The organism is uncultured Gilliamella sp., from assembly GCA_945271295.1.
GTDB lineage: Bacteria > Pseudomonadota > Gammaproteobacteria > Enterobacterales > Orbaceae > Gilliamella.
On sequence record CALYPG010000004.1, the window covers coordinates 104701 to 117374 of the forward strand.

Annotated in this window: 12 protein-coding genes, 2 tRNA genes and 2 pseudogenes; 13 read left to right on the plus strand and 3 right to left on the minus strand. The window is 32.0% G+C overall.

What is annotated here, in order from left to right:
• Positions 1 to 87: 87 nt before the first annotated feature.
• The 12 genes and pseudogenes from sbcB to Q0K76_RS03925 all read left to right on the plus strand — a co-directional run bounded on the left by sbcB (position 88) and on the right by Q0K76_RS03925 (position 9454).
• The gene (sbcB, locus tag Q0K76_RS03870; protein WP_294611639.1) at positions 88 to 1521 is read left to right on the plus strand and encodes an exodeoxyribonuclease I; all 1434 of its coding nucleotides are present in this window, start codon (positions 88 to 90) and stop codon (positions 1519 to 1521) included.
• Between the two features lie 105 nt (positions 1522 to 1626).
• On the plus strand, positions 1627 to 2082 hold the full coding sequence (locus Q0K76_RS03875) for a CidA/LrgA family protein (RefSeq protein ID WP_294611642.1): 456 nt from the start codon (positions 1627 to 1629) through the stop codon (positions 2080 to 2082).
• Positions 2079 to 2768, plus strand: coding sequence for a CidB/LrgB family autolysis modulator (locus tag Q0K76_RS03880; protein WP_294611644.1), 690 nt, complete (start codon positions 2079 to 2081; stop codon positions 2766 to 2768). The genes Q0K76_RS03875 and Q0K76_RS03880 overlap by 4 nt, the downstream gene beginning before the upstream one ends.
• Position 2769: 1 nt before the next feature.
• A pseudogene (locus Q0K76_RS03885) lies at positions 2770 to 3399 on the plus strand (ElyC/SanA/YdcF family protein); the annotation flags it as partial.
• Positions 3400 to 3574: 175 nt separating this feature from the next.
• Positions 3575 to 4303 (plus strand): arginine ABC transporter ATP-binding protein ArtP, encoded by a 729-nt coding sequence (gene artP / locus Q0K76_RS03890; protein ID WP_294611650.1) that lies wholly within the window; start codon positions 3575 to 3577, stop codon positions 4301 to 4303.
• 23 nt (positions 4304 to 4326) lie between these two features.
• Positions 4327 to 5061 carry a transporter substrate-binding domain-containing protein gene (locus tag Q0K76_RS03895; RefSeq protein ID WP_294611653.1) on the plus strand — a complete coding sequence of 245 codons (735 nt, stop codon included), beginning with the start codon at positions 4327 to 4329 and terminating at the stop codon, positions 5059 to 5061.
• Between the two features lie 87 nt (positions 5062 to 5148).
• Positions 5149 to 5922: an arginine ABC transporter permease ArtQ gene (artQ, locus tag Q0K76_RS03900; protein ID WP_294611656.1), complete on the plus strand. Its 774-nt coding sequence runs from the start codon at positions 5149 to 5151 to the stop codon at positions 5920 to 5922.
• A gap of 4 nt (positions 5923 to 5926) precedes the next feature.
• Positions 5927 to 6604 carry an arginine ABC transporter permease ArtM gene (artM, locus tag Q0K76_RS03905; protein ID WP_294611659.1) on the plus strand — a complete coding sequence of 226 codons (678 nt, stop codon included), beginning with the start codon at positions 5927 to 5929 and terminating at the stop codon, positions 6602 to 6604.
• Position 6605: 1 nt separating this feature from the next.
• Positions 6606 to 8441 carry an excinuclease ABC subunit UvrC gene (uvrC, locus tag Q0K76_RS03910; RefSeq protein ID WP_294611662.1) on the plus strand — a complete coding sequence of 612 codons (1836 nt, stop codon included), beginning with the start codon at positions 6606 to 6608 and terminating at the stop codon, positions 8439 to 8441.
• A 107-nt stretch (positions 8442 to 8548) separates the two neighbouring features.
• Positions 8549 to 9103, plus strand: a complete 555-nt coding sequence (pgsA, locus tag Q0K76_RS03915; protein ID WP_294611665.1) for a CDP-diacylglycerol--glycerol-3-phosphate 3-phosphatidyltransferase — start codon at positions 8549 to 8551, stop codon at positions 9101 to 9103.
• Between the two features lie 168 nt (positions 9104 to 9271).
• Positions 9272 to 9359 (plus strand) — tRNA-Leu (locus tag Q0K76_RS03920).
• 19 nt (positions 9360 to 9378) lie between these two features.
• Positions 9379 to 9454: transfer RNA gene (locus Q0K76_RS03925), tRNA-Gly, on the plus strand.
• 267 nt (positions 9455 to 9721) lie between these two features.
• Here Q0K76_RS03925 and Q0K76_RS12990 read toward each other — a convergent pair.
• From Q0K76_RS12990 to Q0K76_RS03930, 3 genes and pseudogenes are all read right to left on the minus strand, one after another.
• Complete coding sequence (locus Q0K76_RS12990) at positions 9722 to 10093, minus strand: integrase core domain-containing protein (protein WP_363322389.1); 372 nt, start codon at positions 10091 to 10093, stop codon at positions 9722 to 9724.
• A 128-nt stretch (positions 10094 to 10221) separates the two neighbouring features.
• Positions 10222 to 10302 (minus strand): annotated as a pseudogene (locus Q0K76_RS12995) (hypothetical protein); the annotation flags it as partial.
• 287 nt (positions 10303 to 10589) lie between these two features.
• Positions 10590 to 11216 (minus strand): hypothetical protein, encoded by a 627-nt coding sequence (locus Q0K76_RS03930; protein WP_294611668.1) that lies wholly within the window; start codon positions 11214 to 11216, stop codon positions 10590 to 10592.
• A gap of 553 nt (positions 11217 to 11769) precedes the next feature.
• Between Q0K76_RS03930 and Q0K76_RS03935 the strand changes: the two genes are divergently transcribed.
• Positions 11770 to 12657 carry a substrate-binding domain-containing protein gene (locus tag Q0K76_RS03935; protein ID WP_294611671.1) on the plus strand — a complete coding sequence of 296 codons (888 nt, stop codon included), beginning with the start codon at positions 11770 to 11772 and terminating at the stop codon, positions 12655 to 12657.
• Positions 12658 to 12674 lie beyond the last annotated feature (17 nt).

The following is a 12674-nucleotide window of genomic DNA, read 5'->3' on the forward strand; positions in this document are numbered from 1 at the left end:
AATTACTTGTAAATAAAAATGTAAAAAAACAATTATAATTTATTGAGAATAAATCAATAAAATAACAATCATGAGCACAACTGTATAATGAAAAATAATGACCGACAGTTAACTTTTTACTTCCATGACTATGAGACTTTTGGCATTAATCCTGCCTTAGATAGACCAGCTCAATTTGCTGGCGTCCGCACAGATAGTAACTTTAATATTATTGAAGAACCACTAGTTATATATTGTCAGCAATCTCAAGATTATTTACCCAACCCGGAAGCGGTGTTAGTTACAGGCATAACGCCTCAAGAAACCAATCTAAAAGGACTTTGTGAAGCAGAATTTACTAAGCAAATTCATCAAGCTTTTAATAAACCCAATACTTGTATATTAGGCTATAACAATATCCGTTTTGATGATGAAGTGACACGTAATCTTTTATATCGTAATTTTTATGATCCTTATGCTTATAGTTGGCAAAATGGAAATTCCAGATGGGATCTTCTTGATATTGTTCGCGCTTGTTATGCCTTACGTCCTGAAGGTATTAATTGGCCAATAAATGATGCGGGGTTGGTAAGCTTTCGTTTAGAACATTTATCTAAAGAAAATAATATCACTCACGAACATGCTCATGATGCCATGTCCGATGTTTATGCAACTATTGCTATGGCTAAATTAATTAAAGAAAAACAACCAAAATTATTTAATTATTTTTTCTCATTACGTAATAAAAATAAAGTCGCCGAGCTTATTGATATTGTCAATATGACACCTCTTGTTCATGTTTCAGGAATGCTAGGTAGTTATCGTGGTAATTTATCATTAGTGTGTCCTATAGCCTGGCATCCTGTACAAAATAATGCTGTTATAGTTTGCGATCTTACTGGTGATATTGATTCAATTATCGATTTACCTGTCGAATACATTAGAGAAAAGCTTTATACCAAAACTGAAAACCTTGATCTTGATGAATCACGTATTCCTTTAAAGTTAATTCATATTAATAAATGTCCTATTGTTGCACCAATTAAAACTCTATTGTCTGAAAATGCTAAACGATTTGATATTAATGTGGAACAATGCTTACATAAACAACAAAAATTGTTACAGCATCAAAGTATTTTACAAGATAAAATGAGAGAATTATTTAATACAAATAATGATTACTCCGTCGATCTGGACGTGGAAGCCCAAATTTACAATAGATTTTTAAATAATCAAGATAAATCACGTTGTGAAACTATTCGAACTACATCACCTAATTTATTAGACACTTTGTCAATGACATTTGATGATTCTCGGCTAACAACATTATTTTTTAGATACAAAGCTCGTAATTATCCCCAAACATTAACCGAACAAGAACAAATAATTTGGAAAGATTATTGTCGTGACAAGCTTAATACAAACAAAATACGAGACTATTTATTACATTTAGAACAACTGGCAGAAATTTATAATCAACAACCAGAAAAATTAACAATTATTAAAAATTTATATAATTATTGCTATTATTTAGTTGGATAATTGAATTTGAGGGGCGTATGATAACGTGCGAACATTATTATTCCTTTTTATATATCAATATAATTTCTCATCATTAAAAAATAAAATAATTAGTACTTATATATTATGAAACACTTTTTAGCTAAACACGCTACAATAAAGCATAGACTATATTCTTTGTACTACACACTTTTCAGTTACGGACGAGGGTTAATCATCTTAACCTTTTGTTTATGGATCGGTAATATCATCTCTAAAACATTACCTATAATGATACCCGGCAGTATTATTGGTTTATTAATTTTGTTCTTCTTACTAGCATTTCAGTTGATTCCTACTTGTTGGATTAAAAACAGTTGTAATTTATTTATGCGTTACATGACAGTACTATTTATTCCAGCAGCAATGGGTATAATGGATACTTATTCACTATTATTGGACAACTGGGTACCAATTATTTTTGGCTGCATTGGTGGATCAATAATCGTATTATTTTTAACAGCATTTTTAACTGAATCTTTGCACAAACCTCGTATTAAACCAGCAATTACTGCAACTAATAATAAGGAAAATCAATCATGATATGGATGTTACCATTAACCATTTGTGTTTTTCTTATTATTCGTAAACTATCATTTAAAATAAAAACACCATTATTCAATCCATTAGTAATTTCTGTTATTATTTTAATTCCTATATTATTAATCACCCAAACAACTTACACGGAATATGTTGGTAACGTACGAATTATTAATGAGTTATTACCTTATTCTGTAGTAGCATTAGCTTACCCATTATATGAGCTAATTCCTCAAATTAAAGCTCGCTGGAAATCTATAATGATTATTACTTTTACTGCTTCAATTGCGTCAATGATAACTGGTGTTAGTATCGTTTTTTGGTTGGGTGGTAATCATGAAATCGCAGCATCAGTGTTACCTAAATCGGTTACAACAGCAATAGCAGTAACCATTGCTGATAGTCAAGGTGGTATACAATCCATAGCTGCTTTTTGTGTTATATTTGTTGGTACTTTAGGTGGAATATTTGGTCACCAATTATTGAACTTTTTCCGGATAAAATTAGTAGCCGCACGTGGATTATCTATCGGTGCTGTATCACATGCTGTCGGTACAGCTAGATGTATTGAAGTTGACTATAATGAAGGCGCGTATAGTTCTTTGTCGTTAGTACTATGTGGTATAATTACTTCATTAATAGCACCGTTTATATTCCCGACAATGGTATTTATTTTTGATTGGTTTTAGTATGAAGTTGAAAAGGGTTATCACTTATTTTATTAGTTTATGTTTGATTATAATGTCTATCATTATCGGTCTTGATTATTGGATAAGTTATAAAACCGCTCCTTATATCTATCATGACGAAAATAAACTCCCCTACCGAGCTATTGGTGTTGTTCTAGGTACATCAAAATATGTACGTGGTGGTGGCATAAATGGTTTTTACAGAAATCGCATAGATGGTGCTATTGATCTTTATTGGCAAGGCAAGGTTGATTACTTATTACTAAGTGGTGATAACGCTTTACTAAGCTATAATGAACCAATAACAATGCAAAAAGATTTAATTAAAGCAGGCATTCCACAAGATTCAATTGTTTTAGATTATGCAGGATTTCGTACATTTGATTCGGTGGTTCGTGCTTATAAAGTCTTCGATGCTCATAACTTTACAATTATTACCCAACAATTTCATTGTGAACGGGCAATCTTTATCGCTTTAGCTCAAGGGATTGAAGCTCAATGTTTTGCAGTACCGGCTCCCCGAAAAATGAAATTAGTTCGCATTCGAGAAATGTTTGCTCGTGTTGCTACCTTTATTGATCTTTATATTATTAATAAAGAACCTAAATATTTAGGCCCTGTTATTCCTATTATCAATCATGAACATTAATTTTCCTAATTAATGTTCTTGCCAAAATGTTTCAGGTCAGCTATACGTTTCAGTATAAATTGTATCTAAAAAATGCATTGTCTCATATTTTAGATTGCATTTTTATGCAATAAAAAGTAATATTTAGTCAATTTTAAACATTAAGCAATAATTAATAATGAATATAGAATTAAAGCATATCAACTGCTTTTATGGTAGCCATCAAGCATTAAATGATGTTTCTCTTTGTTATCCGCTTGGCGAAACGATTGTTTTATTAGGTCAAAGTGGTGCAGGCAAAAGCTCTTTATTAAAAGTATTTAATTTACTTGAAATCCCAACTTCAGGGGAAATGACTATCGCAAATTCGCATTTTGACTTTACAGAAAAAATCAGTGAACCAAAAGTACGAGAACTTAGGAAAAATGTTGGTATGGTTTTTCAAAATTATAATTTATGGCCGCATTTAACAGTAACTGAAAATTTAATTGAAGCACCATGTCAAGTATTGAAACTATCTAAGAAAGAAGCTAGTGATAAAGCAATGTCGATTTTAAAGCGATTACAAATTGATGAAATGGCACACCGCTATCCACTTCATCTTTCCGGTGGGCAGCAACAGCGAGTAGCTATTGCCAGAGCATTAATGATGGAACCACAGATTTTATTGTTTGATGAACCTACAGCCGCATTAGATCCAGCGATTACATCACAAATTGCTGAAATTATTAATGAGCTTTCACAAACAGGCATAACACAAATTATTGTTACTCATGAAGTCGATTTTGCACGCAAAGTTGCCTCACAAGTAATTTACATGGAACAAGGTAAAATTATTGAGCAAGGACAACTAGATAGCTTTGCTCATCCAAAGACAGAACAATTTAAATCTTATTTATCGCATTAATTAATATGAAATTGGGTGGATATATGAAAAAAACTTTATTAGCTATCTTACTAGCAAGCACAGCTTTTGTTGCTCAGGCAGCTGAAAATCTAATTATTGGCACTGAAGCGACTTATGCGCCTTTTGAATTTACTAATGACAAAAATGAAATCATTGGATTTGATATTGATGTAATCAATAAAATTTGTGATGAAATGAAAGTCTCTTGCAAAATCGTTAATCAATCTTTCGATGGTTTAATTCCTAGTTTAAAAACACGTCGTATTGATGCTGCAATTGCAGGTATTGATATTACTCCTGAACGCCAAAAACAAGTTGATTTCACCAAAATTTATTATGATGATAGTTCAATTCAATTTATTACATTAAAAGACTCATTAACTACCTTAGATCAATTAAAAGGTAAACGTGTAGGTATTCAAAAAGGTACCACTTATTCAAAATATATAAACGAAAAATACCCTGATGTTAAACCAGTTAGTTATGATAGCTATCAATTTGCATTTTTAGATTTGAAAGCTAAACGTATTGATGCAATTGTAGCTAGTTCATTCGTTGCTGGTGATTGGCTAAGTAAAGATGCAGATATTATGCCATTAAGTGATAAAATAACTGATCGTGAATTTTTTGGTGAAGGTTTAGGTATTGCTTTGCGTAAAGGTAATGAGCAATTACTAGATCAATTCAACCAAGCGATAGATAAACTAAAAGCTAATGGTGAGTTAGATGCCATTTATAAAAAATGGTTTAACCAATAATTTTATATATTTAATTCACTATATTAGTGTGATCTCGCCGCATTATATTGCGGCGAATTTATTTTTTAATTTAACTATGGTTTTTTTATGTTAGATTTTTTAGCAAATGGAATGAATTGGCTCTTGTCCATTTTTGATGGATACATTTTACCATTAGCCCAAGCAACGTTAATCACAATATCATTGGCAACTGTGTCATTAATCATTGGGATGATCTTGGCTTTTGTCTTTACCCTATTAGAATCGGCGCCGTTCAAACCTGTTGCCTGGTTAATGTCGTTATTTAATTTAACGATTCGTGCATTACCTGAATTATTAATTGTCTTAGCAATTTATAATGGATTACCATTGTTATTGAAGGCCTTAAATGATGGAATTACTATCTCTCTTGGTATTACATCTTTTATTTTACAAATTAATATTACTAATACTCAGCCAGATCCATTTTTATGTGGTGTGATTGCATTATCATTACTTTATGCTGTCTATGCTTCACAAACACTGCGCGGTGCATTTAAAGCTATTTCAAGTGGGCAAAAGCAAGCTGCTCAAGTTCTTGGATTAAGCAAATCCCGTACGTTCTTTCGCATTATTATGCCGCAAATGTGGCGTCATGCTTTACCTGGATTAAGTAATCAATGGTTAATTTTATTAAAAGATACTGCATTAGTTTCAGCAATAGCTATTGACGACCTAATGATGCAAACAAAAACGATAATCGCCAGAACAAATCAACCATTTATCTGGTATTTTATTGCTATGATTATTTATTTAATAATTTCGGTTTTAAGCCAAAAAGTAATTCAAAGAATTGAAAAAAGAGCAATTTATTTTGAACAATCTAATTCAGTTAATAGGTAATAGTATGTCAGATAATTTTATCTACTATCTTAAAATCATTATTCAAGGTCTTCCTGATACATTAAGTCTGAGCGTTTTGGGTATTTTATCAGCAGGACTATTAGCGATTATTTTTTCTTGTTTATTATCATTGAATTCTTATATTTCGTCTAAAATCATTCGTATTTATATTACGATATTTACTGGTTCTCCATTACTTGTACAACTATTTTTAATCTATTATGGACCATCACAATTTGGTAATATTTTAAGTAAAGTACCAACTTTTTATAACATCATTTCTTCACCTTGGTTTTGTGCTTATTTAGCTTTAACACTAAATAGCGCTGCTTATACTACGCAAATTTTTTATGGAGCATTAAAGTCTGTTCCACAAGGTCAATGGCAAGCTTGTAAAGCTTTAGGTATGAATAAATGCCAAACGCTGAAAGTAGTATTACCATATGCCTTGAAACGAGCGCTTTCAACCTACTCCAATGAAGTCGTTTTTGTAGTAAAAGGAACCGCATTAGCATCAATGATCCCAGTAATGGATGTTATGGGATATAGTGGTCTATTAAATGGTGAATACTATGATTTTTCTATTTTTATCGTGGCTGGACTAATATACCTCTTGATAAACGGTTTATTAAGCACCATTATGAGGTTAATAGAGAAAAAAGCCCTCACATTTGAAAACTAATATGAGCCAATTTGATTCAATAGCCTTCTTAAAAACTGTCCCACATAAACCAGGTATTTATCAGATGTTTAATGATAAAGAGACGATTATATATGTGGGCAAAGCCAAAGATCTTAAGAATCGTCTAAAAAGTTATTTCAATAGCAGTAAAAAAACAATAAAAACTGATAGATTAGTGAGTCATATTCATCGAATTGAATTTACGATAACTAATACCGAAACTGAAGCATTATTGCTTGAACAAACATACATCAAAAAATATCAACCTCGTTATAATGTACTTTTGAAGGATGATAAAAGTTACCCTTTTATTAAACTCAGCAAAGAACGACATCCACAACTATCACTTTATCGAGGTGCAATTAATCGCAAAAAAGACGAATTTTTTGGTCCATATCCAAGTGGATATGCTGTCAAACAAATATTGACCTTATTACAAAAAACCTTTCCGATAAGGCAATGCTTAAACACTACTTACCGCAATCGAACTCGTCCATGTTTGCAATATCAAATCAAACGTTGTTTAGGGCCTTGTGTACCGGGTTTAGTCAGTGATGAAGATTATGAAGAACAAGTTAATTATGTAAGATTATTTCTATCAGGACAATCTGAACAAATTTTACAAAAAATAACAGAAGATATGCATAAAGCAAGTAGTGAGTTAAATTTCGAGAAAGCCGCAGTACTGCGCGATCAATTACAAGCTATCAAGCATATTAATGAAAAACAAGCAATCTATAATAATAACGACAACCTTGATGTGATCGGCTTCCATTATGAATTAGGTTTAGCTTGTATTTATGTTTTATTTATTCGCAATGGTCAAACATTTGGTCATCGCTCTTACTTTCCTAAAGTACCGTCTAATACAGAATTGGAAGAAGTGATTGAAACATTTTTAGGACAATTTTATCTACAAGGCAATCAAAATCGTAATATCCCGAAAAAGATTTTACTTAACTTTTCTCTTTCCGACAAACAACCTATGGAAGAGACACTGTCACTTTTAGCCGAGCATCAGGTAAAATTGGTGGATGAGCCTAAAGGTGATAATCTAAAATTACTAAATATTGCCACCATAAATGCACAAACTGAAGTCAAAAATAAGTTGCTAGAAAATTCCACAATAAAACAACGATATGATGCGCTTAAAACCTTCTTAGGTATTGATAAAATCAATCGTATGGAATGTTTTGATATCAGCCATTTTATGGGTAAAAATACTATAGCTTCTTGTGTTGTTTTTGATGAAACTGGTCCAGTTAAATCTGAATTTCGTCGTTATAATATTACTGGTATCACTCCTGGTGATGATTATGCAGCAATGGAACAAGTCTTAACACGTCGCTATAGCAAAAAAGATCTACCAGATGAAAAAATACCAGATATCATATTCATTGATGGTGGCAAAGGACAATTAAATCAAGCATTACACGTATTTGCACAATTAGAGGTAAATTGGGATAAATCACACCCAATTTTAATTGGGGTGGCAAAAGGTGCGGAACGTAAAGAAGGGTTAGAAACGCTTTTTTTTGAAGCACATGGCACTGGACATTATCTAGATGAACATTCCCCTGCTCTATTATTAATTCAGCAAATTCGTAATGCTTCGCATGATCATGCTATTGTTGGACAACGTAAAAAAGGTGTTAAGCAACTGACAGATAGTGCTTTGGAACATATCGAAGGCATCGGCGCGAAAAAGAGACAGGCATTACTTAAGCATTTTGGCGGGTTAAGAGAGCTAAAAAATGCGAGTATCGATGAAATTGCACAAGTTCAAGGTATTTCAAAATCATTAGCTGAAAAAATTTATCTAAATTTACAACAATAACACATTGAAAAATTAACATTTTTCAGGCAACATAAGCATCAAGAAAATACTGTTTTTTTAACTATCGCTAATGGTTTGATTAATAAAACAAAAAGAGCATATGTCACATGAAAATCAATTTTCCAACAATCTTAACATTATTTAGAATTATTTTAATTCCTTTTTTTGTGCTGGCATTTTATCTATTCCCTGATGAATGGTCAGGCTTTTTTTCTGCACTATTATTTTTAATAGCAGCAGTGACAGATGTTTTAGATGGTTACCTTGCTCGTCGCTTAGGCCAAACAACCAAATTTGGTGCATTTTTAGACCCTGTTGCTGATAAAATTATGGTTACTATCGCTTTAGTACTCATCACTCAATATTATCAAGCATGGTGGATTTCAGTTCCGGCTATTATTATTGTTTCTCGTGAAATTGTTATTTCAGCCTTACGTGAATGGATGGCTGAAATGGGTAAACGAAATAATGTAAAAGTGTCCTCAATAGGTAAAATTAAAACCATTGCTCAAATGACTGCATTAACTTGGTTACTTTGGCGCCCTTGTGATTTAGTCATTTATGCAGGTTTAATAGCGTTATTAATTGCAACCATTTTAACACTACTTTCAATGTGTCAATATTTATGGATAGCACATAGCGATTTACTTGATGACGAATAGTTGCTTATATCCTATTTTATTAAAATACCAAAATGTAGCTAATTAATTAAAAAACCAGACAAACATTGAGCAATTAATCAATTATTTTCATTTTTTTATTGACTGAATAAATAAGATGGGTAAAATGCACAGCATTCAAAGCGATGTTGTAACAAATATCTGTTTTGAGCCCGGGTGGTGAAATCGGTAGACACAAGGGATTTAAAATCCCTCGGCCTTTTTGGCCGTGCGAGTTCAAGTCTCGCCCCGGGCACCACTTAATTAACATCTCATATGCGGGAATAGCTCAGTTGGTAGAGCGCAACCTTGCCAAGGTTGAGGTCGCGAGTTCGAACCTCGTTTCCCGCTCCAAGTTTTCATGCCAATATTTCCTATAACGTCCAGTTTTATCATAAAATCAAATTGTTGTTCTCCCCCATTCTGTCAAACCGTTGACGTGGTAGAACAATTACTGGATTTACGTTATCCATGGCAGCCTTATTTACAGTGTCACCGAACCAAGCCAAAAGATATCATCAGTAAAAATATCCTTGTAAATACCCCATTCTTAGTACACAACTCACGTTGAAAATTACTCCGGATGTTTTAGTGTTTTATATTTAATCGGCGTTATATTATTTAATGCCTCATGGGTCTTTCGGTATTATAAATGGTTAACCACTCCTCAGTTATTTTCCTTACTTGCTTCTGATTGTTAAAAAGATATAAGTCCAATATTTCTATTCGATAAATACGATTAAATCGTTCAATATAGTCAATTCCATTTATAACCAAGCTTTCTGATGCGATTAAAACATTTAGGAAAACCCCAACGTAAATGCTGGTCGATAATCGTATTGAGTATTGAAATAATCTCGAATCATCCTGTAACTTAGGTTGATAATAGTAAGCACAGCGACTTAAGCCAACAATTGCACAACTTAGGGCTATAGTAAGGCATTTAATGGTTTGTAATTTCTCTGCCCATCTCTTACGAGCCTTAGTTGGCACTACAGCTTTTTCATGATTTCTTCCTGTAACTGTGATTTTAAACTCAATTGCGCAACCATTTGTTTAATATTACGATTTTCTGATTCTAATTCCTTTAATCGCTTGATATCTGAGGTGTCCATACCGTCCTATTTTTCTCGCCATTTGTAAAAAGTTGAGTTTCCTATGGCATATTTTTGGCAAAGCTCCTTAACCGGAATGCCAGCTTCAGCTTCTTTTACTTTTCTTTTCTAAGCGCAATAATCCGTTGCTCCTCTGGCGTTAATTCGCAGCGACTAATTTTATTGGGGGCAAGTTTATTGATCGAGGGTTGATTACCTATGCCAAAATGATTGGTTAGTTTACTTATAAAAAAGGTGTGCATTTATCAGTGCATAATCAGCGGATTGTTGTTTGAATTTAAGACTAAATTTTTTGACCATGCTAATTTTTTCTATGATTTTTATTTATAACATAGAAGAGACTTCCATCTACTTTTTAGATGAAGATCTGTGCACTATTCAAGTTGAAAACTCACTAAAAAAAAGTCTCTTGGATAATCATCCTTTTCAATAAAGAACTTATTGTGTACTCTAAACATAACTTTTAATTTAGGATTAAGCTTCCAATGATAAGTGTATAAATAAAAGGAGCCAAGTTCTTTTCCATTTGACACAATTACTTTTTTATTTTTCTCTTCAAAAATTAAATCCAATTCTTCGGTAAAATCTTCAGCAGTAAATAAAGTTGTTAACTCATTAGTATTAAATCTATTGTGATCAAACGAAATATTACCGGAATTCCAAGCAATCCCATCTTTGTTATTTTTAGTTAAATTTAATTTTAAAAATAGATTTTTAGTTAAAGACACTTTATCTATCGGACCATTTTTTGGATACTTATAACTGAAACTATCAAAAAATTTTGATTCTTTTTGTTCTTCTAATAAATTATTATCATTTAATACTCTTATTGCTATCTTAATCGTTGTCATTAACTCTTCTCGCTCTGGCGGTGTCAGTCTATTTGTAAAATCAGGTTTAGCCATGCTATTTTCGCCAGTAATAGTTGAACCTTTAGTTGCGCCCGTGCTAATAATTGGTTTGATCAAAAGCAATGTTAATAAAATAAATTTTATATTCATCAAGACTCCTAGTTTGACTTTTTACTTTGGTATGCCCATACTTTTTAGTATTTTATTGTCTTAATTGGCAAACAGTAACGTTCCGCTCCTCATTTAGCTGGTATTAGGCTTTGAGTGACCTATCGATGTGCAGCCAAATTTTTTAATAAATTATCTAGTCACTTATTTAAGAATAAAACACTAATCCTAAAATAAAAACAGTTTTTTTTATACTGCCTTCTTATACACTCACACTTTCAAAATGAAATCATAATTTAATTATTTACTTTTATTTCGAAAATTTGAGAGTTATATCACAACAATATTTACATCAATAACTATACTTATAACTGGTAACATTGTGTTACACGTATTTACCGAAATATTAAGATTTTAATTTGATATTACGGTAAGTAAAAAAAGAGAATTAAAAATCTCAGTTTTACTAAACCAGATTTTTAACTATTTGCATTACATTTTATAAGTTACAAGATTGTTATATTTTAAAATTTAGATGAATTATTCTTTTTTTGTTAAGGTTAATTCGCATTCTTATAAATAAAGGACTTTTTCTATGAAAAAAATACCAAAACTCATTTGTATGGTTGCCCTATTTTTTTTCACTTTGGGTGCATATGCTAAGCAAAATCATATTGGTGTTTCATTATTAACACAACAACACCCTTTTTATATATCTTTAGCTAATGCCATAGAGCAAAAAGCTCAAAAAGAAAATGTTGTTTTATCGTTATCTATAGCAAATCAAGATCTCAATAAACAAATTTCAGATATAGAAGATTTCATTACTAAAAAAGTTGATTTAATTATTATATCGCCGGTTGATTCTAAAGGCGTACAAGCTGCCATTTTGAAAGCTGAAAAGGCCAATATTCCTGTTTTTACGGTTGATGTACCCGCCATTGGTGTTAGAGTTGTGAGTCATATTGCAACAAATAATTACGCTGGTGGTGTTACTGCAGGAGAATTGATGGGGAAACTACTAAACGGAAAAGGCACTGTTGGTATTATCGATTATCCAATGGTGCAATCAGTAGTTGATCGCATAGAAGGATTTAAAAAAGGTTTATCTAAAACACCTGGTGTCAAAATTGTTTCTATCCAAACTGGTATTACCCGAGCAGAAGCACTTACTGTTGCACAAAATATGTTACAGGCTTATCCAACCTTAAATGGTATTTTTGGTTTTGGTGATGATGCTGCACTATCTGCAGTTATCGCAGCAAAATCAGTTAAAAATAATGATATAAAAATTATCGGTTTTGATGGTATGGACGAAGCAAGAAAAGCCGTAGATAAAGAAAAAACATTTGTTGCTGTAATCCAGCAATACCCGGATAAATTGGGTGAAATAGCAATATCCACTGCAATTGACTACCTAAATGGTAAAAAAGTCGATGAAGTAATCCCCGTAATGCCTGGCATATATACAGGAAAAGAATAATTCAAAATTAGGGATAG